At 67.8% G+C, this 23,599-nt stretch carries 22 protein-coding genes, 2 pseudogenes and 1 riboswitch; of the genes and pseudogenes, 10 read left to right on the top strand and 14 right to left on the bottom strand.

Features of this window, described 5'->3' with window-relative positions; all coding sequences use genetic code 11:
* Nucleotides 1–45 precede the first annotated feature (45 nt).
* Nucleotides 46–867: a TorF family putative porin gene (locus AC3WP6_RS00980; RefSeq protein ID WP_492625932.1), complete on the top strand. Its 822-nt coding sequence runs from the start codon at nucleotides 46–48 to the stop codon at nucleotides 865–867.
* 78 nt (nucleotides 868–945) lie between these two features.
* Nucleotides 946–1,116, top strand: a pseudogene (locus tag AC3WP6_RS00985) (transposase); the annotation flags it as partial.
* 48 nt (nucleotides 1,117–1,164) lie between these two features.
* Here the strand turns inward: AC3WP6_RS00985 and AC3WP6_RS00990 are convergent.
* Nucleotides 1,165–1,350, bottom strand: a pseudogene (locus AC3WP6_RS00990) (transposase); the annotation flags it as partial.
* A 5-nt stretch (nucleotides 1,351–1,355) separates the two neighbouring features.
* Entirely contained in the window at nucleotides 1,356–1,604 is a 249-nt protein-coding gene (locus tag AC3WP6_RS00995; RefSeq protein WP_492625933.1) for a transposase, read from the bottom strand.
* Nucleotides 1,605–2,713: 1,109 nt separating this feature from the next.
* On the opposite strand from AC3WP6_RS00995, the gene AC3WP6_RS01000 reads away from it, so the two are divergent.
* Both AC3WP6_RS01000 and AC3WP6_RS01005 read left to right on the top strand, forming a co-directional pair.
* Nucleotides 2,714–3,376, top strand: a complete 663-nt coding sequence (locus AC3WP6_RS01000; protein ID WP_492625934.1) for a hypothetical protein — start codon at nucleotides 2,714–2,716, stop codon at nucleotides 3,374–3,376.
* A 36-nt stretch (nucleotides 3,377–3,412) separates the two neighbouring features.
* A complete protein-coding gene (locus AC3WP6_RS01005) occupies nucleotides 3,413–3,820 on the top strand; it encodes a ribonucleotide reductase subunit alpha (RefSeq protein WP_492625935.1) in 408 nt (135 codons plus the stop codon).
* Nucleotides 3,821–3,975: 155 nt separating this feature from the next.
* Here AC3WP6_RS01005 and AC3WP6_RS01010 read toward each other — a convergent pair whose 3' ends face one another.
* The 12 genes from AC3WP6_RS01010 to moaA all read right to left on the bottom strand — a co-directional run bounded on the left by AC3WP6_RS01010 (nucleotide 3,976) and on the right by moaA (nucleotide 16,908).
* Nucleotides 3,976–4,692 (bottom strand): peptidylprolyl isomerase, encoded by a 717-nt coding sequence (locus AC3WP6_RS01010; protein WP_492625936.1) that lies wholly within the window; start codon nucleotides 4,690–4,692, stop codon nucleotides 3,976–3,978.
* Complete coding sequence (gene narI, locus AC3WP6_RS01015) at nucleotides 4,689–5,396, bottom strand: respiratory nitrate reductase subunit gamma (protein WP_492625937.1); 708 nt, start codon at nucleotides 5,394–5,396, stop codon at nucleotides 4,689–4,691. The genes AC3WP6_RS01010 and narI overlap by 4 nt, the downstream gene beginning before the upstream one ends.
* A gap of 26 nt (nucleotides 5,397–5,422) precedes the next feature.
* Nucleotides 5,423–6,043, bottom strand: a complete 621-nt coding sequence (gene narJ, locus AC3WP6_RS01020; protein ID WP_492625938.1) for a nitrate reductase molybdenum cofactor assembly chaperone — start codon at nucleotides 6,041–6,043, stop codon at nucleotides 5,423–5,425.
* Nucleotides 6,043–7,584, bottom strand: coding sequence for a nitrate reductase subunit beta (narH, locus tag AC3WP6_RS01025; RefSeq protein ID WP_492625939.1), 1,542 nt, complete (start codon nucleotides 7,582–7,584; stop codon nucleotides 6,043–6,045). The genes narJ and narH overlap by 1 nt, the downstream gene beginning before the upstream one ends.
* A gap of 10 nt (nucleotides 7,585–7,594) precedes the next feature.
* The gene (locus AC3WP6_RS01030; RefSeq protein ID WP_492625940.1) at nucleotides 7,595–11,359 is read right to left on the bottom strand and encodes a nitrate reductase subunit alpha; all 3,765 of its coding nucleotides are present in this window, start codon (nucleotides 11,357–11,359) and stop codon (nucleotides 7,595–7,597) included.
* Nucleotides 11,360–11,405: 46 nt separating this feature from the next.
* Nucleotides 11,406–12,641 carry an MFS transporter gene (locus AC3WP6_RS01035; protein WP_492625941.1) on the bottom strand — a complete coding sequence of 412 codons (1,236 nt, stop codon included), beginning with the start codon at nucleotides 12,639–12,641 and terminating at the stop codon, nucleotides 11,406–11,408.
* Between the two features lie 317 nt (nucleotides 12,642–12,958).
* Nucleotides 12,959–13,285 carry a hypothetical protein gene (locus AC3WP6_RS01040; protein WP_492625942.1) on the bottom strand — a complete coding sequence of 109 codons (327 nt, stop codon included), beginning with the start codon at nucleotides 13,283–13,285 and terminating at the stop codon, nucleotides 12,959–12,961.
* Nucleotides 13,282–13,854, bottom strand: a complete 573-nt coding sequence (locus AC3WP6_RS01045; RefSeq protein WP_492625943.1) for a molybdenum cofactor guanylyltransferase — start codon at nucleotides 13,852–13,854, stop codon at nucleotides 13,282–13,284. The genes AC3WP6_RS01040 and AC3WP6_RS01045 overlap by 4 nt, the downstream gene beginning before the upstream one ends.
* A complete protein-coding gene (locus tag AC3WP6_RS01050) occupies nucleotides 13,838–14,326 on the bottom strand; it encodes a molybdenum cofactor biosynthesis protein MoaE (RefSeq protein WP_492625944.1) in 489 nt (162 codons plus the stop codon). The genes AC3WP6_RS01045 and AC3WP6_RS01050 overlap by 17 nt, the downstream gene beginning before the upstream one ends.
* Nucleotide 14,327: 1 nt before the next feature.
* Entirely contained in the window at nucleotides 14,328–14,588 is a 261-nt protein-coding gene (locus tag AC3WP6_RS01055) for a MoaD/ThiS family protein (RefSeq protein ID WP_492625945.1), read from the bottom strand.
* Nucleotides 14,585–15,826, bottom strand: coding sequence for a molybdopterin molybdotransferase MoeA (locus AC3WP6_RS01060; RefSeq protein WP_492628616.1), 1,242 nt, complete (start codon nucleotides 15,824–15,826; stop codon nucleotides 14,585–14,587). The genes AC3WP6_RS01055 and AC3WP6_RS01060 overlap by 4 nt, the downstream gene beginning before the upstream one ends.
* Nucleotides 15,827–15,930: 104 nt before the next feature.
* Nucleotides 15,931–16,908, bottom strand: a complete 978-nt coding sequence (gene moaA / locus AC3WP6_RS01065; RefSeq protein WP_492625946.1) for a GTP 3',8-cyclase MoaA — start codon at nucleotides 16,906–16,908, stop codon at nucleotides 15,931–15,933.
* Nucleotides 16,900–17,048: riboswitch (molybdenum cofactor riboswitch) on the bottom strand. (Overlaps the previous gene by 9 nt.)
* Before the next feature lie 287 nt (nucleotides 17,049–17,335).
* Here moaA and AC3WP6_RS01070 point away from each other — a divergent pair.
* The 6 genes from AC3WP6_RS01070 (at nucleotide 17,336) to AC3WP6_RS01095 (ending at nucleotide 23,577) form a co-directional block, all read left to right on the top strand.
* Entirely contained in the window at nucleotides 17,336–18,406 is a 1,071-nt protein-coding gene (locus AC3WP6_RS01070; RefSeq protein ID WP_492625947.1) for a tellurite resistance/C4-dicarboxylate transporter family protein, read from the top strand.
* Nucleotides 18,407–18,508: 102 nt separating this feature from the next.
* The gene (locus AC3WP6_RS01075; protein ID WP_492628617.1) at nucleotides 18,509–18,664 is read left to right on the top strand and encodes a helix-turn-helix domain-containing protein; all 156 of its coding nucleotides are present in this window, start codon (nucleotides 18,509–18,511) and stop codon (nucleotides 18,662–18,664) included.
* Between the two features lie 181 nt (nucleotides 18,665–18,845).
* On the top strand, nucleotides 18,846–19,955 hold the full coding sequence (locus AC3WP6_RS01080) for an NAD(P)/FAD-dependent oxidoreductase (RefSeq protein WP_492625948.1): 1,110 nt from the start codon (nucleotides 18,846–18,848) through the stop codon (nucleotides 19,953–19,955).
* Nucleotides 19,956–19,996: 41 nt separating this feature from the next.
* Nucleotides 19,997–20,296, top strand: a complete 300-nt coding sequence (locus tag AC3WP6_RS01085; RefSeq protein WP_492625949.1) for a high-potential iron-sulfur protein — start codon at nucleotides 19,997–19,999, stop codon at nucleotides 20,294–20,296.
* Nucleotides 20,297–20,332: 36 nt separating this feature from the next.
* Nucleotides 20,333–21,400, top strand: coding sequence for an FAD:protein FMN transferase (locus AC3WP6_RS01090; RefSeq protein WP_492625950.1), 1,068 nt, complete (start codon nucleotides 20,333–20,335; stop codon nucleotides 21,398–21,400).
* The gene (locus AC3WP6_RS01095; RefSeq protein WP_492625951.1) at nucleotides 21,400–23,577 is read left to right on the top strand and encodes a 4Fe-4S binding protein; all 2,178 of its coding nucleotides are present in this window, start codon (nucleotides 21,400–21,402) and stop codon (nucleotides 23,575–23,577) included. The genes AC3WP6_RS01090 and AC3WP6_RS01095 overlap by 1 nt, the downstream gene beginning before the upstream one ends.
* Nucleotides 23,578–23,599 lie beyond the last annotated feature (22 nt).

Below are 23,599 nucleotides of genomic sequence, written 5' to 3' on the forward strand. Positions count from 1 at the left end.
TGGCTACGCCGGCATCCGGCCATCATGAACTCACCAGAGCGCAGCATGATCAACCTGAGGACGCACCACTTTGTTGCAGCGCTGGGGCTGGCCGCGATACTCGGCACGACACCAGCACGTGCGGGCGACGCGCCGGCCACCGTCCTCACCGGCAACGTGGAGCTGGCCTCCGACTACATCTTCCGCGGCCTTACCCAGAGCTGGGGCAGGCCGGCGGTGCAAGGCGGTGCCGACCTCGCCGCCATCGGTGGTTTCGCTGCCGGGGTGTGGGGCTCCAGCATCAGCGATCGCAGCTATCCGGGTGGCGCCATGGAGCTGGACCTGTACGGAAGTTACGGCCGCGTCATCAACACCGACTGGTCGTGGCGCGTCGGCCTTTACGGCTACTTCTACCCCGGCGCCAATCTCGATCATGACGGCTTGCCGGCGCGCTCGCTCAATACCAGCGAAGCGAATCTGGCACTGGGCTGGAAGCTGTGGACGCTGAAATACAGCTACGCGCTCACCGACTATTTCGGCGCGGACCGCGAGCAGGGCTACCGCGGCCATTCCAGGGGCACCAGTTATCTGATGCTGGAAGGCGCCTATCCGCTGGATGCGAAGTGGAGCCTGACGCTGCATCTTGGCTACACCTTCTACAGCACCAGCCTAGCGGTGCCGGACGCCGACGGTGCGCGCGACCCCAGCTACGCCGACATTGGCGTGGGCGCAAAGTACGAGATCGATGCGCACTGGACGGTGCTCGGTGTGGTGACCCATGCCTCCAACGACCGCTTCTACCGCCATACCGCCAGTTTCCAGAACCCCGCCGACACGCTCAATGTGGGCGGTACGCGCGGTCTGTTAATGCTGCAAGGGGGTTTCTAGCGGATCGGTGGGTAATTCCCCAGAAAGTAGCGGCACCCAGAAGTGGAGTCTTCTCGTGGTCTGACCCGAGGAGGTTCCATGAAGAAGTCGCGATTCAGCGACAGTCAGATCATCGCGGTGTCGAAGCAGGCGGGGGGCAGCACGCCGGTGCCTGAGCTGTGCCGGCAGCACGGCAGCAGTGCAGCGACGTTCTACAAGTGGCGCGGCAAGTTCGGCGGGATGGACGCGTCGCTGATGTCGCAGCTTCGGGTCTTCTATCGCCTTCACCACGCTGCGCTTGGCCGCGATCCAGAGCTACCGACCGCGCTTTGGCACCCGTTTCTCCGCGCCGAGGTAGCCAGCATCGCCGAACACACACATTTCCCTGCCGTGCAGCAGGGTCGCTACCTCGGCCACATCCGTCACGTTTGCCGCCGTGCTCACCACGGTGTGCACTAGGCCACTTTCAGCATCGACACCGATGTGCGCCTTCATGCCGAAAAACCTTTTTAGCAGGTCACACCCTCCTGCAGGCGCACGACCTGGGCCTCCAGCTCCCTGATCCGCTGCTGCCCGGCCAAGCCTTGGGCCCCTGTCGGCACCTCGGCATGGGCCGCGCGCCACCGCGCCACCCACCGGCGCACCGCGGTCGGACCGACCTCCAACAACCCGCACACCTGCGTTAGCGTCCGCCCTTCGGACACGATCATCTGGATCGCTTGTTCCTTCACGGCCGGGCCGATCTCTCTGCGTCCCATACGTCACCTCGATAGTCAGTGTCGCCTATCTCGGTGTCCAACGTCATTGGACCACCAAACGGGTCAGTTACATTTTGATAGATGCACTCATCAAAATGTGCAGTACGTCACACTTGCATATGGGTCGGTGGCCAAAGGCTTGCATACCTACCCCGAAGCTGAATCTCCCCGTTCAGCGGATGGAATTGTCCCCATGACTAGCTTGATTGAGTGTGTCGTTGCCGGCGGTCCCCAACACGGCGCCATCTTTGTTCATGCCGATGACAATCGGGGTGAATGGCCATTAAGTATCGAATGCTCTGATGGATATGCCTGTGCACTGGCTGGTCGCCGCTCGTCGCGGTTGGCTACCCGACTCGTGTTCGTTCACCCCAATGCCAGTGGCCGTGAGTTCTTATCCGTCCTTACTGCACCTGTCAATAAAACCCCGAACGCGCCTTCCCCGGCACCTACCTCCGCCTCGCTACTGGAAGTCGAAATACATGGTTGATCGCGTGGATACGTAACCGTTGGAGCTGTCGCTACGAATACATTGATTTCAATGGTCGTCCTGGGACTCCCGGTCCTATTCGTCAATGTCGCCGTGGCACAGGTTCACCAAGGGACCATCTCGTTCTCAGGAGCGGTCGTGACCTCTACCTGTGCAATGACGAAACCTACGGTCACTTTGACTACTGTGGGGGAATCCCTTTCTAACAGTCCGGCCGGGACGGCAGGTGTGTGCCGCGAAGGTTCGGGTGCGTCACAGCCAGTGGTCGTGGCGTATACGTCGGTGGTTCGTACGCTCGGCCATACCGAAGGAGACATCCTTCTCAACTATTTCGTGCACGAGCGACGGAATTCAACAAGCATCAATCCGCCGATCAAACAGCTCTTAACCCTTACTTATAAATAAGTGAAGTGCCGTGACCAAAATAAAAGCGTACCAGCCGCATCGTGATTCGAGTAGTTGACCTCCACGTCGCGGCCTACCGATCTAAGCGTTCAGCGGGGTATTAATATACGCAAGGCCGTGGACACACGCGTGCAACTTCCGCGGGACTTGCACAGGTCCCCACACACGTGCCATCTACAGGCTTGCGCGCTTTAGCCGATGCATATCGATCTGCTTGCGCGTCCGGTTCGTCGCCTTCTCGGCGATCGTGAACATCGAGCGCTGCGGAAAACGGCTTGCCAACCCGGCGGCCTCCGTGTACGTGGCGCCGGATGGATGCCACCACTGCCGCCGGGAACCCCTCTGCAGTCTGCCCCACTGCACGGCCACTCGGGTCGCCTTCCTGCACATCCAACAATCGATATGCAGCACGTTGGGTAATCCCCCCATTTTTAGCAGACGCCAGAAGTGGAACTATGCGGTCAAGGCCAGCTTCTGCATGGGGGTGATCCCGCCCGGCACCGCGCGGCCCGTCGTCACGTTCGCCACGGGGTCGATCGCCAAGGGTGACAAATCAGCACCACGTCGATTGGCCGACTTGCCGGGCGCGCCGCGAGGTGTGCAGCGCGCCCGCCACGTGCCGAGTGACACCCTGAGCGAGGTGGCCGATCAACCGGCCGCCGCGTTGCCTGCCATGGCAACCCGACTGCCGCAACTCCAACCCACCCGAAGGTCGTCGAGCCGGAAGCTGCACCACAGCGCGGGACACAATCATGGCGCGGGCCACAACCCCCAAAAGCCGAAAAGCCCAGGTCGCCAGCCAGCAAGGTTGTCGGTGGAAGCCGCCACCAAGGCAATCTTGTCGCAGGCGCTTGAAGTCGGCAGGGTCACCACCTAGCCTCCGTGATGGTTTCGCAGACAAACAAGGCAAGCGATGGCCCTTGCTACCTTTGCTGATCTTCTGGAAGCAGCCTGCAATCAGCCGCAGCCGCAGCGCCTGCTGCTGGTCTTTGCCACGCGCGAGCTTCCGGAGGAGGCAGCGCCGGCACACCGCGCCAGCTTTGAGCGGGGTGAAGGAGGCGCGCTGGTGCCCGCCTTGTGCGTGGACAAGCGCCCGGAAGAAATCGGGGATTTCAGCGGTTTGAAGGCCGAGGCCGACCGGCTGGGCAAACCTTGGGATGTCCTGTTCGTCGCGGCACTGGACGGCCGGTACGGCTTGCCTGCCGACGAGGCCGAGACCGATCGCGCATTGCGCAAGGTCGTGCAGCAGGTACGCAGCGGACGGATCTCCGAATTCGTCACCATCGACCGCCAGGGTGATTTCATCCAGTTGCGTGCGTGATCGCTTCCTCAGGCGCACGTCAGCCTGAGCGCGGAAGGATCAGTCCGCCGCAGTCCTGCAGCCGGGTCCGGATGAGCGGATCGAGGACGTGGCGCGCCCGACGCGCGCGCGCCAATCCGCCCATTCCGCTGCATCGGCCGTGCGCCAGCTTCCGGTTATTGGACGAGCGGCGAGCCGGCGGCCGCCAGGTCGATGCCTTCCATCTCGGCCTGGCCCGCGAGCAGCTGGACGTACTGCGCCAGGGCGCGGGTCTCGGAGGCGTTGCGCAGATCCCTGGCGACGCGCTCACCCATCGCCTCGAATGGCAGTTGCTCCCCAGGGATGCGCTGGTCGATCGCCACGATGTGGAAGCCATACCGCGTCTTGACCAGTTGCGGCAACAGCCCGATGTCGCTGCTTTCGAAAATCGCCTTCTCGAACTCGGGAATGCTGGACCCGCGCGCCAGCTGCCCGAGTTGTCCACCCTGTGCGCCCGAAGGGCAGTTGGACTTGTCTCGGGCGCGTTGCTCGAACAGTTCCGGATGCAGACGCAGCTCGCGCAACATGGCCTCCGCCACGGCGCGAATCGCGGGCACCGGCGTACCCGTCGTCACCTGGAACAGGATGTGCCGCGCGTGCACCAGCTCGCCGCTGCGGTAGCGCTCGGGATGGGCGTCGTAGTAGCGGTGGCATTCCCCGGGCGTGGGCGCGGGCACGCTGACCTCGCGTGCCAGCAGTTGCTCGATCGCCGCGTGCATGGCGTCGCCATCGGCATCCTCGGCCAGCAGTCCCAATTCCCGCGCACGCTGGCGCAGCAGCTCGTGCACCGCGGCCAGCTCGTCGCTGGGCCAGTCGGCGGTATCCACCGCCACGCCGTTGATCTGCACGCTCATGAGCGCACCTCGCGCTTGCGCGAACGCACCAGCTGATAGGGCCGGAACAGGTAGGCGAGACTGCCCACACCGCTCCAGATGTGCACCATGCGGGTGAACGGCGACACCAGGAAGATGGTGAAGCCCAGGAGGATGTGCAGCTGGTACACCCACGGCACACCTTGCAGCAGGGCCGCGCTGCCGCTCTGAAAGTACACGATGCCCTGCACGTAGTGGCTGAGCTGCTGGAACATCACGCCATCCATGTGCTGCGCCGAGATCGGCACGGTGGCGATGCCCAGCAGCAGCTGCAGCCACAGCATGAGGACGATGCTGATGTCCCATTTGCGACTGTTGCGACGCACGCGCGCATCGCCCACGCGGCGCCGGATCAGGAGGGTGAGGCCGATGATGGCGACCAGCCCGGCCGGGCCGCCGACGGCCATCGCGAGCAACTGGTGCTGGGCCGGATCGAGCAGCCAGTCGATGGCCCAGCCCGGGGTGAGGAAACCGACGAAGTGGCCAAGCACCACCACCAGGATGCCGTAGTGGAACAGGTTGGAACCCCAGCGCAGGCTCTTGGCGCGCAGCACCTGCGAGGAGTCGCTCTTCCACGAGTACGGCTCGCGGTCGTAGCGCACCAGGCTGCCCAGCAGCAGCACCGTGAGGCAAAGGTAAGGGTAGATGCCGAACAGGAACTGGTTCCAGGCGGGCGAGAGAGTCATGGCAAGTACCTCCGGCGCGGGGGCAGTCATCGATGGGCGGTGGCAGTGGGGGCTTCAAAAGCCGGGCGCTCTTCCCAGCTCTGGTCCAGGTCTTCGGGCGGCGGCACCGGGGCGAGGGGGTCGAGCCCCTCCTCGCCGGCCAGATCGAGCAAGGCGGCGGGTACGGCGGCGTAACGGCTGCCGCGCTTGGCCAGGGTATTGCCCAGCTTGCGCAGCACCAGGGCGCACTCGCCAAGCAGCGCCGGCGTTTCGTCCGGCTCGCAGCAGCTCAGGTACTCCAGCAGTACCGGCAGGTGGTCGGGCAGTTCGTGGTTGCTCTGTTCCAGCCCGATCTTCGCGTAGCGTTCGCGCAGCTCCAACATCGCCGAGCCGCGCTCGCGGCCGTCGCCGTGCACGTGCTCGAACAGGTTGAGCGAGGTGGTTCGGCCGCGATCGAACAGCTCCACGTAGCGTGCTTCGGCGTCGAGCAATTCGCCATGCCCCAGTTCGTCGACCAGGGCCAGGAGCTGCGCGCGGCGTTCGCCGTCCACGCCCCTGGCGTGTTGCAGGGCGGCGCCGATCTCGGGCAGCGCCGCGCGCTGCTCCTCGTCGGGGTAGGCGAGCAGGGCCGCCAGGGCGCGCAGGGTGAGGGAGTGTTCGGTAGCCATCAGTTGTCGTCGTCGATCATGCGGATGGGAATGACCTTGCGCCGGCCCATCTTGCCGCCGAACAGGCCGGCCTTGGCGTCGATGCCGTCGCAGCCGTTGCCGAAGGTGAAGCCGCAACCGCCGCGGATCTGGTAGGCGTTGTCGGCCTCCTCGCGGTGCGCGGTGGGGATCACGAAGCGGTCTTCATAGTTGGCGATGGCGAGGTAGCGGTGCATGGCCTCGGCAGTGGCGGGGGTGAGGCCCACCGAATCGAGCATGGCCTTGTCCTGCGGCATGCCAAGCTGTTTGGCGCGGAACCACGCGCGCATCGCCAGCAGGCGCTTGAGCGCGTCGGTGACCGGTGCCTCGTTGCCGCCGGTGAGCAAGTTGGCGAGGTAGCGCACCGGGATGCGCAGCGAGTCCACGTCGGGCAGGCCATGCTCGGTGGCGCCGACCTGGCCGGAGTTGGCATGCGACTGGATCGGCGACAGCGGCGGCACGTACCAGACCATGGGCAGGGTGCGGTACTCCGGATGCAGCGGGAAGGCGATCTTCCACTCCACCGCCATCTTGTAGGTGGGCGAGTGCTTCGCCGATTCCAGCCACGCCGCCGGGATGCCGTCGGCCAATGCCTGGCGCTGCACCTCCGGATCGTTCGGGTCGAGGAAGACGTCGAGCTGGGCCTGGTAGAGATCCTGCGGGCTCGGCGTGGCGGCGGCCGCGCTGATGCGGTCGGCGTCGTACAGGATCACGCCGAGGTAGCGGATGCGGCCCACGCAGGTTTCCGAGCACACGGTGGGCAGGCCGGCCTCGATGCGCGGGTAGCAGAAGGTGCACTTCTCCGCCTTGCCGCTCACCCAGTTGTAGTAGATCTTCTTGTACGGGCAGCCGGAGACGCACATGCGCCAGCCGCGGCACTTGTCCTGGTCGATCAGGACGATGCCGTCCTCCTCGCGCTTGTAGATCGAGCCGGACGGGCACGAGGCCACGCAGGTGGGGTTCAGGCAGTGCTCGCACAGGCGCGGCAGGTACATCATGAAGGTGTTTTCGAACTGGCCGTAGATGTCCTTCTGCACGGCCTCGAAGTTGTAGTCGGCGCTGCGCTTGGCGAATTCGCCGCCGAGGATTTCCTCCCAGTTCGGGCCCCACTCCACCTTCTCCATGGTGCGGCCGGTGATCAGCGAGATCGGCCGCGCCACCGGCGCGGTGGGCAGCTCCGGCGCGGTCTGCAGGTTCTCGTAGTCGAAGGTGAAAGGCTCGTAGTAGTCGTCGATCTGCGGCATCGCCGGGTTGGCGAACAGCTTGGCCAGCACGGCGAAACGGCCGCCCTGCTTGGGCACCAGCTTGCCGTTGGGCTTGCGCACCCAACCGCCGTTCCAGCGCTCCTGGTTTTCCCAGTCCTTGGGGTAGCCGATGCCGGGCTTGGTCTCGACGTTGTTGAACCACGCGTACTCCATGCCCTTGCGCGAGGTCCAGACGTTCTTGCAGGTGACCGAACAGGTGTGGCAGCCGATGCACTTGTCCAGGTTCAGCACCATCGCGATCTGTGCGCGAACTTTCATCGTCGATTCCTCAGGCCAGCTTGGTGTTGAGTTCGTCTTCGCGCGCCTTGTGCTGCACGCGATCCATCCAGTCCACCTTGGCCATCTTGCGCACGATCACGAACTCGTCGCGGTTGGCGCCCACGGTGCCGTAGTAGTTGAAGCCCCAGGACAGCTGCGCGTAGCCGCCGACCATGTGGGTGGGCTTGAGCACGGTGCGGGTGACGGAATTGTGGATGCCGCCGCGCATGCCGGTGATCTCAGACCCCGGCACGTTCACGATCTTCTCCTGCGCGTGGTACATCAGGCACATGCCCGAGTTGACGCGCTGGCTGACCACCGCGCGGGCGGTGAGCGCGCCGTTGGCGTTGTAGACCTCGATCCAGTCGTTGTCGACGATGCCCACCGACTTCGCATCGGTTTCCGAGATCCAGACGATCGGCCCGCCGCGCGAGAGCGTGAGCATCAGGAGGTTGTCGGTGTAGGTGCTGTGGATGCCCCATTTCTGGTGCGGGGTGATGAAGTTCAGCACCACCTCGGGGTGGCCGTTGCCCTTCTTGCCGGCCATCGGCGCCACCGTGCGGGTGTCGATCGGCGGGCGGTACAGCGCCAGCGCTTCGCCGTAGTCGCGCATCCATTCGTGGTCCTGGTAGAACTGCTGGCGGCCGGAGAGGGTGCGCCAGGGGATCAGCTCGTTGACGTTGGTCCAGCCGGCGTTGTAGCTGACGTGCTCGCTTTCGATGCCGCTCCAGGTGGGCGAGGAGATGATCTTGCGCGGCTGCGCCTGGATGTCGCGGAAGCGGATCTTCTCGTCCTCGCGCGGTCGAGCCAGGTGGGTGTGGTCGCGGCCGGTGATCTTCGACAGCGCGGTCCAGGCCTTCACCGCCACCTCGCCGTTGGTTTCGGGCGCAAGGTAGAGCACGGTTTCGGCCGCATCGATGTCGCTCATGATGCGCGGGCGGCCCTTGGCCGGGCCGTCCTCCACCGTGTAGTTGAGCGCGGCCAGGCCGGCCACTTCGTGCTCGGTGTTCCAGCCGATGCCCTTGCCGCCGTTGCCGAGCTTGTCCAGCAAAGGGCCGAGCGCGGTGTAGCGCGCCCAGGTCGCCGGGTAGTCGCGCTCCACCACCGTGATGTTGGAGGCGGAGACGCCGGGCACCAGCCCGCACTCACCCTTTTTCCAGTCCTGCGCACCGAAGGGTTGCGCCAGCTCGGCCGGGGTGTCGTGCATGATCGGCGTGAGCACCACGTCCGGTTCCACGCCGAGCTTGCCCACCGACAGCTCGGAGAAGCGCTTGGCCACGGCCTTGAAGATCTCCCAGTCGCTCCTGGACTCGAACACCGGGTCCACCGCGGCCGACAGCGGGTGGATGAAGGGGTGCATGTCGGAGGTGTTGAGGTCGTTCTTCTCGTACCAGGAGGCGGTGGGCAGCACCACGTCCGAGTACAGGCAGGAGGTGGACATGCGGAAGTCCAGCGTCACCACCAGGTCGAGCTTGCCCTCGGGCGCGGGTTCGCGCCACACCACTTCCTCGGGCTTGGCCGCGCCCTCCTCGCCCAGATCCTTGCCCTGGATGCCGCAGCGGGTGCCGAGGAAGTGCTTGAGGAAATACTCGTGGCCCTTGCCGGAGGAGCCGAACAGGTTGGAGCGCCAGATGAACAGGTTGCGCGGGAAGTTGACCGGGTTGTCCGGATCTTCGCTGGCCATCTGCAGCGAGCCGTCCTTGAGCGACTGCACCACGTAGTCCTGTGCGCTCAGGCCGGCGGCGGCGGCATCGCGTGCCACCTGCAGCGGATTGCGGTTGAGCTGCGGTGCGGACGGCGTCCAGCCCATGCGCTGCGCGCGCACGTTGCAGTCGATCAGGCTGCGGCCGTGACGCGTGGGGTCGGCCAGCGGCGAGAGCAGCTCGCCCACCTCCACCTTCTCGTAGCGCCACTGGTCGGAGTGCACGTAGAAGAACGTGGTGCCGGCCATCTGGCGCGGCGGGCGCACCCAGTCCAGCGCGAAGGCCAGCGCGGTCCAGCCGGTCTGCGGGCGCAGTTTCTCCTGGCCCACGTAGTGCGACCAGCCGCCACCGGAGACACCCACCGTGCCGCACAGCATCAGGAAATTGATGATGCTGCGGTAGTTCATGTCCTGGTGGTACCAATGGTTCATGCCCGCGCCGATGATGACCATCGAGCGGCCCCGGGTCTTTTCCGCGTTGTCGGCAAAACCGCGCGCCACCGCGATCGCGTGCCTGGCCGGCACGCCGGTGATGGACTCCTGCCAGGCCGGGGTGTAGGCGATGTCGTCCTCGTAGCTGGTCGCCACCTCGCCGCCGAGGCCGCGATCCAGGCCGTAATGCGCGCACAGCAGGTCAAAGGCGGTGGCCACCATCACCTCGCCGTCCCTGGTGGCCAGCTTGCGCGCGGGCACGTGGCGCAGCAGCACGTCGCCGCCCGCCTGCGTGTTGTGCGGAAAGTTGGGATGCTCGGTGCCGCCGAAGTACGGGAAGGCCACCGCGCAGACCTCGTCGCGGCGGTCGAGCTGGGTCAGCGCCAGCGTGATCTCGCGGCCATCGGGGGTCTTCTGTTCCAGGTTCCACTTGCCGTGGTCGGGGCTGTCCGCCTTACCCGGCCAACGGAAGCCGATGGAGCCCTGCGGCACCACCGGCGTACCGTCGGTGTCGAAGCCCACGGTCTTCCACTCGGCATGGTCGGGGCTGCCCAGCGCGCCGTCGAAATCGCTGGCGCGCAGGTAGCGGTCGGGCACCCAGCGCGCGCCGTCCCTGCGCAGCGTGACCAAGAGCGGCAGGTCGGTGTACTTGCGGCAGTAGTCCTGGAAGTACGCGGCTTGGCGATCGAGGAAGAACTCCTTCAGGATCACGTGGCCCATCGCCATGGCGAGCGCGGCATCGGTGCCCTGCTTGGGGTGCAACCACAGGTCGGAGAGTTTGGCGACCTCGGAGTAGTCCGGCGTCACCGCCACCACCTGGGTGCCGTTGTAGCGCGCCTCGACGAAGAAGTGCGCGTCGGGCGTGCGCGTCTGCGGCACGTTCGAGCCCCACGCGATGAGGTAGCCGGAGTTGTACCAGTCGGCCGATTCGGGCACGTCGGTCTGCTCGCCCCAGGTCTGCGGGCTGGAGGGCGGCAGGTCGCAGTACCAGTCGTAGAACGACAGCAGGGTGCCGCCGATCAGGCTGAGGTAGCGCGCCCCGGAGGCGTAGGACACCATCGACATCGCCGGGATCGGCGAGAAGCCGGTGACGCGGTCCGGGCCGTGCACCTTCACCGTGTGCACGTTGGCCGCGGCCACCATGTCCAGCGCCTCGTTCCATTTCACGCGCACGAAGCCGCCGAGGCCGCGCGACGCCTTGTAGTCCTTCATGCCCGGCTCGGCCATCAGCGCCGCCCAGGCTTCCACCGGCGCCAGCGTCTCGCGCAGCTTGCGCCAGTGCTTGAGCAGGCGGCCGCGGATCATCGGGTACTTCAGCCGGTTCGCGCTGTACAGGTACCAGGAGTACGACGCACCGCGCGAACAGCCGCGCGGCTCGTGGTTGGGCATGCCCGGGCGCGTGCGCGGGTAGTCGGTCTGCTGGGTTTCCCAGGTGACCACGCCTTGCTTGACGTGGATCTTCCAACTGCACGAGCCGGTGCAGTTCACGCCGTGGGTGGAGCGCACCACCTTGTCGTGCGACCAGCGGTTGCGGTAGCCGTCCTCCCACTGCCGCGCTTCGGTGCGCACCTCGCCCCAGCCGTCCGAAAACGGCTGCCGGGGACGTTGGAAGTAGCGGAGACGTTCCAGAAAGTGGCCCATGGTGCAACTCCCGCGTGGGTGGCTTGGTGGGAAAGGCGACTGCAGGTCAGCGCGCGGCCTCGATGCCGTGGAAATCCACGCGGCGCGCTTCGGTGAAATAGATCAGGATGAGCGATACCCAGACGATGCCGTACAGCAGCATGAAGGCGCTGGAGCGGATGCCGAGCAGGTCGAGCAGCGCGCCCCACAGGATCGGCAACAGGAAACCGCCCATGCCGCCGGCGAGGCCGACGATGCCGGTGACGACGCCGAGGTGGTCGGGAAAATCGTCACCCAGGTATTTGAAGGTGGAAGCCATGCCGAAGGCCAGCACCACGCCCAGCACGAACAGCAGCGGCACGAAGAACCACAGCGACAGGCCGATGTGGAAGGCCGCCGGGCCGCGGATCGTGTGCACCGTCAACTGGGTCTGCGGGTAGGAGAGCAGGAACAGCGCGATCCACGCCACCCACAACACCCACCACGTGGTGGCATGCGCACCGAACTTGTCCGACAGCGCACCGCCCAGCGCACGCAGCGCACCGGCCGGCAGCGAGAAGCTCGCCGCGAGGGCCGCCGCCACGCCGATCGCCACGCCGTATTCGCCGATGAAGTACTGCGGCATCCACAACGACAGCGCGGTGAAGCCGCCGAAGGTCAGCGAGTAGTACTGGCAATACTTCCACACGCGCGGGTCGCGCAGCACGCGCAACTGCGCCGCCAGCCCGGGCGCTTTGCCACCCTTGCCCACCACCGGATCGGGTGCGGAGAGCAGCCAGAACAGGCCTGTCGTGACCAGCAGCGCCACCGCGTAGATCGGCGGCACCGCGCGCCAGCCCCAGTGCGACGCCAGCGCCGGCGTCACGAACAGGTTGAGCGCCGCGCCCGAGGTGCCGGCGCCAAACACGCCCATCGCGAAACCGCGCCGCGAGGCGGGGAAAAAGCGCGCCACGTAAGGCGTGCCCACCGCAAAGGACGCACCCACGGCGCCCAGCGCAAGGCCGATGGCGAGGAACTGCCAAAGCGCGTGCGCGTAACCCACCAGCCACACCGGCAGCGCGCAGGCCAGGAGCAGCACCGTCATCACCAGGCGCCCGCCGTAGCGGTCGGTCCAGATGCCCAGCGGCAACCGCAGCGCGGCACCGGAAAGCACCGGGGTGGCGGTGAGCAGGCCGAACTCGGTGGCGTTCAGGCCCAGCTCCTGACGGATCGGGATGCCGAGCACGCCGAACATCATCCACACGGCGAAGCAGACCACGAAGGCAAACGTGCTGGCGAACAACACTCGGTAGGCGACACGCATCGTGCTCGTCTCTACTGGCTTGTCGATGGGGCGAAAGCAGCTGGGAAAACCCTACTTGGCCGATGGCGCCGTTCATTTGTCCATCGTCAAATACCGTGGACCCGATACCACGCTCCGCACCGAGCCCGCCCGCGCCAAACATCACTGCCGCCGCGTAAAGTCGGGGTGACGAAGGCGCCCCGGATCGGCCCGCAACGCCCGCCGCATGGCGTCTCGCGCACCGCCATCGGGCCTGACCCACCGCCGCGACGCGCCGCCGCGGACGTCGACGCGAGCACCGCCTGCGCGGATTTGCCGCAATGCGAACCGCGCGGGGCTCAGTGCCTGTCCTTCTGCATCCGGCGCGCGCTGTCGCGCACGTCCACATCGAAACTCAGGTCGAGGCCATGCAGCGCGAAGCTCAGCCCGTCGCGGCTGGGCAGCCGCGATGCCAGCGCACGCACCTCGGCATCCGGCAGTTGCACGCACCAGCCATCGTCGCTGCGCTGCCAAGTGGTGGCAGCGGCTAACCCCACACGCTGCGTCTGCACGCGGCCATCGGGCCAGCGGGTGGCGTTCTCCACCACCTCGCCGGCGAGCAGCCGCGCCAGTTCCGCCTCGTCGATGCGCAGGCGCAGCGCCTGCCCTTGCTGTTGCACTTTCATCGGTTCGCCTCGTTCCATCGTTCGGGGGTATTGCAGTCGATCAGTTGCGCCACTTCGTCCCGCGTCAGCGCCAACTCCGCGGTGCACAGTGCGTGCTGCACGCCGTGCAGCGAGCGCCGACGCGGCTCGTCGCTGGTCAGCAGCGTCGCCAGCGCGAGGCGGCACGCCGCATCCAGCCGCACCCGCCACGGCAGCACGTGGCCAGCCAGGCGCAGGCTGCGCGCCGCCGGGTTTTCGCAGCGCAGTCGGCGCAACAAACCGCTGGAAAGGCGCGGCATGTCCACCGGCATCACCAGGAGATCGGGCTCGCCGGTCAGCGTCGCCGCCACGCTGGCGAGGCCGCCCAGCGGGCCAAAGTGCGGTTGTGCATCGGCCGTGCCGCCGTGCATGGGGCGTTCGCCGCTCACCCGCAGGCCGTCCACGCCGGATGCGCGCAGGGCCGCGAGCTGGCGTTCGATCAACGGCTGGCCCTGCCAGTCGAGCAGTGCCTTGTCGCGGCCCATGCGGCGGGACTGGCCGCCGGCCAGCAGCACGCCGAGGCAGGGCCGGTTTTCAGTGGGCGTGACCATGCGCGGCATGCGTGTGGGCGCGGTCTTCCTCGCACAGCGAACAGCCTTCGCTCCAGGCGCTGTCGCCGTCCACGTAATGCTCCTGCTTCCAGATCGGCGCCTCATGCTTCACCGCCTCGATGGCGAGACGGCAGGCGCGGAAAGCCTCGTCGCGGTGCGGGGTGCCGGCGGCCACCACCACGGCCGGATCGCCGATGGCCAGCTGGCCCTTCGCGTGCACGATCCACAGTTTCAGCGGCGCGCCCACCTCGGCGAGCGCGCGCTCGCCGATGGCGCGGAACTGGTTGAGCGCCAGCGGCACGAACAAGTCGTAGCTGATGCCCGTGACGCGGCGCCCCACGTTGTGGTCGCGCACCCGGCCGATGAAGGTGGCGATGCCGCCGAAGTGCGGATCGCTCACGAAATCCAGCGCGGCGGCCACGTCCAGCGCGGCTCGTTCGCGTTCCACCACGGCGACGTGCAGGCCTTCCATCTCAACCTCCGCTCACCGGCGGCAGCACCGCCAGCGTCACGCCGGCGGGTACCTCGCGATGGTCGTGCAGGATTTCCGTGTCGGTGGCAAACACACAGTGGCGCACCAGGCTGGCGGACACCGCCGGGGCGTGCACGGCCAGATGCGCCACCAGCGCCGCGGACAAGCCCGCGACGGTGCTGCCGGTGGGCAGTTCCAGCTCCACGTAGCCGCGCGGGTCGGCCTCGCGCAGCGCGCCGAACAAGTTGATGCGTGTACTCATGCTGTGCTCCCGCTCGTGTTCGGGCTGGCCAGATGACCGGGCCCGTAGACATCCACCAGGTCGCCCGCGCACAGGGCGTTCACCTCGGCCGGGATCACCACCCAGGCATTGGCTGCCGCCAGCGAGCGGATGCGGTAGGACTCCTGCCCATCCAGCACCCAGGCGCCCAGCCGGCCCTGCGGATCCATCGCCACCCGGGCCTTGAGATGAAAACGCAGGCGCGATTTCTTGACGTAGTCGGCGGCCAGCGGCACGCGCCAGGGCATCTCGCGCGGCAGGCCGAGCATGGCCCGCAATGCCGGCTCGACGAAGAAGCGCAGGCCCACGGCAACCGCCATGGGATTGCCCGGCAGGCCGAAGAACAACGTACCGTCGGGCAGCCGCGCGAACAACAGCGGCTTGCCCGGACGGATCGCCAGCTTGTGGAAGATCACCTGCGCACCCAGGCGTTCCAGCGCCTCCGGCACGAAATCGTACTGGCCCATCGACACCGCGCCGGTGGATAGCAGCACGCGCGCGCCGGCTTCGCGTGCCCGCGCCAGCGCCGCGAGAAAGGGCTCCACCGTATCGCCCACCGTCTCGCGGTACACCAGTGCGGCGCCGGCGCGCGGCAAGGCGGCGGCCAGATAGGGCCCGTTGGAGTTGCGGATCTGCCCCGGCGTCAGCGCCACGTTCACCGCATCCACCAGCTCGCGCCCGGTGCACAGCACGGCCACGCGCGGCCGCGCGGCCACGCGCACGCGCGCCACGCCCAGCGCGGCGAGCAGCATCAGGTGATTCGTGGCGAGCAGCGTGCGGGCGGCGAGTACGGCCTCACCCTGCGCCACGTCGGAACCGGCGCGGCGCAGGTTGTCGCCCGCCGCCACGGCGGCTTTCAGTCGCACGCGCGGCGGCGCATCCAGGCGTTCGGTCTGCTCCAGCGGAATCACGCGGTCGAGGCCATCGGGCACGCGCGCGCCAGTCATGATGCTGATGGCGCCGGCACCGCCCTGCGCGATGCCGTCGCCAGCGGCCTGCTCGCCCGTGATCATCCACTCGCTGCCGGCGGGCAAGGGCGCGCTGCCGCCGGCCAGCGCGTAGCCATCCATCGCGGAGTTGTCGAACGGCGGCAGGGTCTCGGGCGCAATGACCGCTTCCGCCAGCACGCGGCCCAGCGCCGCGTCGGGCGCCACGTCTTCGGCGGGCAGCGCCACGCATGCGGCGAGGATCAGTCGCAGCGCGGCTTCGGGATCGAGCAGCCCGTCGCTCATGGGTGGCGCTCCCCGGCCATCATCGTCAGCGCGTGGGCAAGGATTCCCATGCCCTGCGCCACCATCTTGCCGCTGTCGGGCCCGCTCATGGATCAGCCTCCGGTGGCTGCGAGATGGGGCGTGATGCCGGTGCGGCCCTGGTGCAGGAAGTGGCCCTGCTCCTTGCGGCCGATCTGGCCGCCGATGGCCTGCAGCAGGTCGTCCAGCTGGTCGTCGCGCTGCAGGTGCCGGCGCAGCGGGATGCCGAACTCGCCGAACAGGCACAACCGCAGGTCACCGGTGGCGGTGACCCGCAGGCGATTGCAGCCGGCGCAGAAATCCCTGGAGTACGGGGCGATGATGCCGATGCGGCCGGCGTAGCCGGGGTGGGCGTATTCGCGTGCCGGGCCGGCATCGGGGGCACGCGGCAACGCCTGCCAGCCGCTCCCGCGCAGATGGTCTTCCAGCGCGGCGGCGCGCACATGGTGCCGGCGGAAGAAATCGAGGTTGTCGCCGGTCTGCATCAGCTCGATGAAACGCACGCCCACGGCGTGGTCGCGCAGGTAGTCCAGCCACGCCGGCAACTGGCGGTCGTTGACGTCGCGCAGCAGCACGGCATTGAGCTTGGTGGGCAAGCCGGCTTCCAGCGCCATGTCGACGCCGTGCAGGATGTCCGCCAGCCGGTCATGCCCGGTGATACGCGCAAACAGCGCGCGGTCGAGGCTGTCCACGCTGACGTTGATGGCGTTCAACCCGGCGTCCATCCACCCATGCAGGCGCTTCGACAGCAGCGTGCCGTTGGTGGTCATCGCGAGCTTGGTCACGCCGGAAACCGTGGCGACGCGCAGCACGTCGCCGAGGTCGCGGCGCACGCTGGGTTCGCCGCCGGTGAGGCGCAGCTTGTGCATGCCCAGCCCGGCGAAGCCGCGCAGCAGGCGGGCGATCTCGTCCAAGGACAGCGGGCCGGCCGTGCCCGCCTCGACCCGGTAGCCGTGCGGCAGGCAGTAGCTGCAACGGAAGTTGCAGGCGGGAGTGACCGAGAGCCGCAGGTACGGAAACCGGCGACCATGGCGATCGGCCAGCAGGGTCATGCATGTGCTCCTTTCCAATCGGCGGGAGGCGGGTGCGTTTCCACACCCACCCGGCAGCCGGCATGCAAGCTTTCCGGCTACGGACACGGCACCAGGTCGCTGGCGACTGAAGATGCTGCATCTCGGAGTTTGTGCGGCGATTCTGCGGTCAATCCGGAGCGGCTGTCGATGAGCGACTTGTCGCAGCTCAAATGGGACCACCGGGCCGCTCGCGATCATCGCCACCGAAGACGGAGCACCTCATGGACCGCCCGACCCCGATGCTCGTTCCTCCCGCCGGAATCCGGGTCGCCCGAAAGCCCGGCACGCCCCTCGCCGCCGGCCGGCCGGGCTCCCGTGACGACGCGGCCAGGCCACGCCGGTTCGCGGGCAACAGCACAACGCTCATCACTCACGTCCCGGCTCGACCGGATCGCAAGGACCTGTCATGACCGCCCTGCTGCAACGCGTGCGCGCCTCGTTGGAGACCATGTCTCCGGGTTACTTCAGCATGGTGATGGCCACCGGCATCCTGTCGCTGGCCGCGCACCTGATGGCCGTCCCATTCTTGCCGCGTGCCCTGCTGGTGCTGAACTGGATGCTGTTCGTCGCCATCGGCCTGCTCGCGCTGCTGCGCGTCTGGTGGCATCCCCGGCGCGTGCTGGCGGATCTGTTCGACCATGCGCAGGCACCGGGCTTTTTCACTTTCGTCGCCGCCTGTTCGATCCTCGGTAGCCAGAGCCTGCTGATCGGCCACAGCCTGTGGCTCGCCATGCTGCTCGGTGGCCTCGGCCTCGCCGGGTGGATCGCTTCCACCTACACCGTGTTCACCGTGCTCACGGTGAAAGCCGACAAGCCGGCGCTGGACAAGGGGATCAACGGCGGCTGGCTGCTCGCCGTGGTGGCCACCCAGTCGATGAGCGTGATGGCCGCGCTCATCGCGCCGGAGGTGCCGCAGCCGATGCGCCTGGAGCTGAACTTCTTCGCGCTGTCGATGTGGCTGTGGGGCGGCATGCTCTACATCTGGATGATGTCGCTGATCTTCTACCGCTACACCTTCTTCGTCTTCTCGCCGGCCGACCTCTCGCCGCCCTACTGGATCAACATGGGGGCGATGGCGATCTCCACCCTCGCCGGCTCGCTGCTCATCATCAACACGCCGCACGCGCCGTATCTGCTCTCCATGCTGCCCTTCATCAAGGGCTTCACGGTGCTGTACTGGGCGACCGGCACCTGGTGGATACCGATGCTGGTGGTGCTGGCGATCTGGCGCCACGGCGTGCGCCGGTTTCCGTTTGCCTACGACCCGATGTACTGGGGCGCGGTGTTCCCGCTGGGCATGTACGCCGCCAGCACGCTGCGCATGATGCAGGCGATGGACCTGGGCTTCCTTGGTCTTCTGCCGCACGTCGTCTTCGGTATCGGGCTGCTGGCCTGGCTGCTGCTGCTCGTCGGACAGGTGCGCACGCTGCACCGGCACTGGTGCGCCCACGCGCCGGGGGAAAGCGTCCCCCAGTGACGGCCGCCGGGAAGCGATGCTTGAATCGCAGCCTGCAGGTTCTCATGCAGCCCGTTTCCCGCCGCCGCTGCACCGCTGGAATCCGGCGTCGGCCTGGAGGAGCTGGAGGACAGCCGGCTCACCATGGCGGTGAACCGCTCGGGCGGAAACCTGACCCGCGCGGCCAAGCTGCTCGGCATCAGCCGCGCCAAGCTCGCCTACCGGTTCAAATCCGCCAAGGGCACCGGCGAGCCGCCAGCGGGCGAACGGGTGTCATAGCAAAGGACCGCCACCCGGCGGTGCGTGCCGCAGCCGCACGCGGCATCGCCGCGACAACTTGCCGCTGGCCGAATGGCCATGCGCGACGCGCCGGCGGGCGCGCAGTTGCGAATTGTCAATTGCGGGAAAAAGCCGATAACTAACGTGACAACCAATCCGGGCAAACACCGAGTTGGCGGTCATGCAGCGTTGCGATGTGCTCATTGTCGGAGCGGGCCCTGCCGGCCTGTTCCAGGTGTTCGAGCTGGGCCTGCTGGGCCTGCATGCGCATCTGGTCGATGCCATGCCGGTCATCGGTGGGCAATGCACCGAGCTGTATCCGGACAAGCCGATCTATGACATCCCGGCGGTGCCGGTCTGCACCGCGCGCGAACTGGCGGAGCGGCTGACGACGCAGATCCGCCCGTTTTCCCCGGTGCTCCACCTGGGGGAAACCGTTACGCGCATCGCGCCCGGCGAAGAGCGCCGGTGGCATGCACGGACGAATGCGGGCACCGAATTCGATGCGGGCGCCATCGTGATTGCCGGCGGCCTGGGCGCCTTCACCCCGCGCCGGCTCGTGCTGCCCGGCATCGATGCGCTGGAGGGGCGCTCGGTGCATTACAAGGTGGCCGACGCCGACGCGTTCCGCGGCAAGGACGTGATCGTCGCCGGCGGCGGCGACAGCGCGCTGGACTGGGCGCTGGCCCTGCTCGACCGCGTGCGCAGCCTGGTGCTGGTTCACCGCTCGGGCACGTTTCGCGCGGCCGCCGCCAGCGTCGCGCGCATGCAGGCGCTGTGCGCGCAGGGCCGCATGCAATTTCTCGAGGGCGACATCGTCGGCGTGGAAGGCGCGGACGGCCGCCTGTCGACCGTGCGCGTGCGCAGCCGCAGCGGCCTGGTGAATCGCGTCGACGCCGAGGAGCTCCTGGTGTTCTGGGGCATGCACCCGGCGCTGGGCCCGATCGCCGACTGGGATCTCGCGCTCGACCGCCAGCAGATCGTGGTCGACCCCGCCACGTTCCAGACCTCGCGCGCGGGCGTGTTCGCGATCGGCGACATCGCCAGCTATGCCGGCAAGAAGAAATTGATCCTGTCGGCATTCCACGAAACGGCGTTGTGCGCCTTCGCCGTGCACGGCCACCTCGCGCCGGACGTGCGGGTGCCGCTGCAGTACACGACCACCAGCCCGCTCATGCACCGGCGCCTCGGCGTGCGCGAAAACGCGGACGGCGAAGCCGTCGGCGCACCCGGGCAAACCCGTTCCGCCAGCGGCGTCGGCACCGACGCCGCAACCGGAGTGCCGGCCTGATGCGGCCCGGCTCCAGCGGTTCGACAACCAGAGGATCAGCCATGAACCAGAACGATGCGTTTGATGCCGGCCGCCGCAAGTGGCTGAAGACCGGCGCCACGGTGGCCGCGCTGGGCGCGGTGGCCGCCACCGGCCTGTTCGCGCCGCGCGCGGTGCGGGCGGAGGAGAAGGCGTCCAAGGACACGATGATGTATCAGCCAACGCCGCACGGCAAAGAGACCTGCGCCAACTGCATCCACTACATCCCCGGCAAGAACCCCAAGGCGGACGGCACCTGCAACGTGGTGGCCGGCGCGGTCGCACCGCAGGCCTGGTGCGTGGCCTACGCGGCCAAGGGCTGAGTGTCGCGGGTGCGGAACGGGCTGCGCGGAGGCGGAATGATGCAGGCGGACGAAAAAGCCGACCGGCCGTGGTCGCCGGAACGGCGCCGGGCACTCAAGGCGCTGGCCGGCACCGCGGCGGTCGCGGTGCTGGGCGGTGGCGGCTGGCTGGTGGCGCGGCGCGGCCGCGACGTGTTCGAGGTGCGCCGCGAGCGCAGCCTGATGCAGACCTCGGTGGTGGTGAGCTGCCTCGCCGCCGATGCGGCCGCCTGCGGCACCGCGATCGAGGCGGCGTATGCGCGGATGGCGGCCGCCACCCGCGTGCTCACCCGCTTCGACCCTGCCGGCCCGGTGGCCCGCCTCAACCGCGACGGGCATCTGGACCAGCCGCCGGCGATGTTGCGCGAGGTGCTGCAGCAGGCGCAGGCGGTCTCGGCGCGGACGGACGGCGATTTCGACATCAGCGTGCTGCCGGTGCTGCGCTATTTCGAATCGCTGCGGCAACCGGCCGGCCTGGATGCGGCGCTGCGCGCACGCATCCACCAGCGCGACCACCTGGTCGGCTACCGCGGCATCATGCTCGACGCGCAGGGCGTGCGCTTCGCGCGGCCGGGCATGGCGATCACGCTGGACGGGCTGGCCAAGGGCTACGTGATCGACCAGGGGATCGCCGCGCTGCGCGCGTACGGCATCGGCGACGCCCTGATCGACGCCGGCGGCGACGTGCGCGCGATCTCCTCCGGGCGCATCGCCCACCGCTGGCGCGTCGGCATCGTCGACCCGGCCGACATCGGGTGCATCGCGGCGGTGGTCGAGCTGCGCAACGCGGCGCTCGGCACCTCGGGCAACTACCGGATCTTCTACGACGCGGACAAGACCCTGTTCCACGTGATCGATCCGCACACCGGGTACTCGCCGCTGCACTACGCCAGCGTCACCGTGATGGCGGAGACCTCGGTCGCGGCCGATGCGCTGAGCGTGGCCGCGGCCTCGATGCCGCTGCCGCGGCTGCGCGAGACCATGCGCGGATGGAACGCGCAGTGGCTGGTGTTCGACCGCGCCAACCGGCGCGCGTGGCGCTCGCCCCTGCTGCCGCAGGTCGCCGGCAGCGCGGAGGTGGCGTGATGGTCCGCGGACAAACGCGTTTCGCCCGATTCGCGCGGTGCCTGTTCGCGGCCCTGCTGCTCGGCCTCGCGGCGGGCACGGCATGGGCCGGGGTGGACCAGAAGTTTCCGGTGGTGAAAACCTACTTTCCGCAGGCCACGCGGTTCGGCGACATCGAGGGCAAGCCGGCGGCGGCCAGCGTGTACGCCGGCGACAAGGTCATTGGCTACGTGTTCGAGTCGGTGATGGTGGCGCCGATCCCGGCGTACTCGGGCGAGCCGATCAACATCCTGGTGGCGATCGACGTCGCCGGCCGGATCGTCGGCACCAGGGTCATCTACCAGGACGAGCCGATCCTCCTGGTCGGCATCCCGGTGCAGAAGCTCTACGACTTCGTCGCGCGCTACGTCGGCCACCGGGTGGACGACAAGATCGTGGTGGGCGGCAGCAGCGCGCCGGGCAGCGTCAAGATCGACGCGATCAGCAGCGCGACGGTGACCTCGATGGTCACCAACGAGACGATCATGAATGCGGCGCTGGAAGTGGCGGCATCGCGCCATCTGGTGGCGGGCGCTGCGCTCGGCGCCGGCAGGCTGCCGATGGCGACGATCCGGCGCGATGTCTTCCACCCGGCGACGTGGCAGCAGTTGACCGGCAACGGCGCGATCCGGCGCCTGCACCTCACCCGCGGCACGGTCGCCGCCGCGTTCAAGGGGCAGCCGGAGAGCGGGCTGGACGACGACCCCACCGCGCCGGTGCCGGGCCACGGGCAGGACACCTTCATCGACCTGTACTACGCCGACCTCATGGCGCCGACCATCGGCGAGAACCTGCTCGGCAAGGCCGGGTACGCGGAGCTGCTGAAGCAGTTGCAGCCCGGCGACGAAGCGATCGCGGTGATGGCCAACGGGATCTACTCGTTCAAGGGCCTGGGCTACGTGCGCGGCGGCGTGTTCGACCGCGTGCACGTGATGCAGGACGGCAAGCTGTACCTGTTCAAGGACGCCGACTACCTCGCGCTGGACCGCGCGAAACCCGCCGATGCGCCGGCGTTCGACGAGCGCGGGGTCTTCATCCTGCGCCACGGCCAGGGCTTCAACCCCGGCGCGCCGTGGACGCTGCAGCTTCTGGTCAACCGCCAGGTCGGGCCGCTCAAGAGCGTCTACAGCACGTTCTCCGGCGGCTACCAGTTGCCGGCGGACTACTACGCGATGCCCAAGGCCAGGCACGAGCTGGTGCCGGACAACGCGCCGATGTGGGTGAAGGTGTGGTACGCGAACCGCTTCAAGCTGGCGGTGCTGGTGGCCGGGCTCGGGTTCCTGTTCACGCTGCTCACGTTCCAGGACTGGTTCGTGCGCCGTCCGGTGCTGCTGGAACGCCTGCGCGTGGGGTTCCTGGTCTACACGGTCGTGTTCATCGGCTGGTACGGGCTGGCGCAACTCTCCATCGTCAACGTGCTCACCTTCGTCAGCGCGGTGATCCACGGCTTCCACTGGTCGGTGTTCCTGATGGACCCGCTGCTGTTCGTGCTGTGGACCTTCGTGGCGGTCTGCCTGCTGCTGGTCGGGCGCGGCGTGTTCTGCGGCTGGCTGTGCCCGTTCGGCGCGATGCAGGAGTTGATCAACAAGGCGGCGAAGAAGCTCAAGGTGCGCCAGTACGAGGTGCCGCCGTTCGTGCACGAGCGGCTGTGGGCGATCAAGTACCTGGTGCTGATGGTGCTGTTCGGCCTGTCGCTGCAGTCGGTGGGGTTGGCCGAGCGCTACGCCGAGGTCGAGCCGTTCAAGACCGCGGTGAGCCTGCACTTTGCGCGCTCCTGGGGCTACGTCGCCTACGCCGGCGCGTGGCTCGTCGCCTCCGCCTTCACCAACAAGGTGTACTGCCGCTACGTGTGCCCGCTCGGCGCGAGCCTCGCGGTCGGCGGCCGGCTGCGCCTGTTCGAGTGGCTGCGGCGGCGCAAGGAGTGCGGCCACCCGTGCCAGATCTGCGCCAACGAGTGCGAGGTGCAGGCGATCCGCCCCACCGGCGAGATCAACTACAACGAGTGCCACTACTGCCTGGATTGCCAGGTCACCTACTGGAACGACCGCAAGTGCCCGCCGCTGGTGGAGCACCGCAAGAAGCGCGAGCGCGCCGCCCGCCCGGTGCCGCCGCCGGTCGTGGCCGTGGCCGGCCGCCCCGAACCCACCGAAGTTTCCTGACCACCCGAGTCTTTGCCGGCCA

Source organism: Rhodanobacter sp. FW106-HT46G03 (assembly GCF_058789895.1).

Coding starts and splice junctions, on each gene's coding strand:
- narI (WP_492625937.1), bottom strand. CDS start 5,396: ATGACTCTCTCGCCCGCCTGGAACCAGTTCCTGTTCGGCATCTACCCT.
- AC3WP6_RS01050 (WP_492625944.1), bottom strand. CDS start 14,326: ATGGAAGGCCTGCACGTCGCCGTGGTGGAACGCGAACGAGCCGCGCTG.
- AC3WP6_RS01010 (WP_492625936.1), bottom strand. CDS start 4,692: ATGAGCGTGCAGATCAACGGCGTGGCGGTGGATACCGCCGACTGGCCC.
- AC3WP6_RS01085 (WP_492625949.1), top strand. CDS start 19,997: ATGAACCAGAACGATGCGTTTGATGCCGGCCGCCGCAAGTGGCTGAAG.
- AC3WP6_RS01070 (WP_492625947.1), top strand. CDS start 17,336: ATGACCGCCCTGCTGCAACGCGTGCGCGCCTCGTTGGAGACCATGTCT.
- narH (WP_492625939.1), bottom strand. CDS start 7,584: ATGAAAGTTCGCGCACAGATCGCGATGGTGCTGAACCTGGACAAGTGC.
- AC3WP6_RS01040 (WP_492625942.1), bottom strand. CDS start 13,285: ATGAAAGTGCAACAGCAAGGGCAGGCGCTGCGCCTGCGCATCGACGAG.
- AC3WP6_RS01030 (WP_492625940.1), bottom strand. CDS start 11,359: ATGGGCCACTTTCTGGAACGTCTCCGCTACTTCCAACGTCCCCGGCAG.
- AC3WP6_RS01090 (WP_492625950.1), top strand. CDS start 20,333: ATGATGCAGGCGGACGAAAAAGCCGACCGGCCGTGGTCGCCGGAACGG.
- AC3WP6_RS00980 (WP_492625932.1), top strand. CDS start 46: ATGATCAACCTGAGGACGCACCACTTTGTTGCAGCGCTGGGGCTGGCC.
- AC3WP6_RS01005 (WP_492625935.1), top strand. CDS start 3,413: ATGGCCCTTGCTACCTTTGCTGATCTTCTGGAAGCAGCCTGCAATCAG.
- narJ (WP_492625938.1), bottom strand. CDS start 6,043: ATGGCTACCGAACACTCCCTCACCCTGCGCGCCCTGGCGGCCCTGCTC.
- AC3WP6_RS01035 (WP_492625941.1), bottom strand. CDS start 12,641: ATGCGTGTCGCCTACCGAGTGTTGTTCGCCAGCACGTTTGCCTTCGTG.
- AC3WP6_RS00995 (WP_492625933.1), bottom strand. CDS start 1,604: ATGGGACGCAGAGAGATCGGCCCGGCCGTGAAGGAACAAGCGATCCAG.
- AC3WP6_RS01095 (WP_492625951.1), top strand. CDS start 21,400: ATGGTCCGCGGACAAACGCGTTTCGCCCGATTCGCGCGGTGCCTGTTC.
- moaA (WP_492625946.1), bottom strand. CDS start 16,908: ATGACCCTGCTGGCCGATCGCCATGGTCGCCGGTTTCCGTACCTGCGG.
- AC3WP6_RS01080 (WP_492625948.1), top strand. CDS start 18,846: ATGCAGCGTTGCGATGTGCTCATTGTCGGAGCGGGCCCTGCCGGCCTG.
- AC3WP6_RS01045 (WP_492625943.1), bottom strand. CDS start 13,854: ATGGTCACGCCCACTGAAAACCGGCCCTGCCTCGGCGTGCTGCTGGCC.
- AC3WP6_RS01055 (WP_492625945.1), bottom strand. CDS start 14,588: ATGAGTACACGCATCAACTTGTTCGGCGCGCTGCGCGAGGCCGACCCG.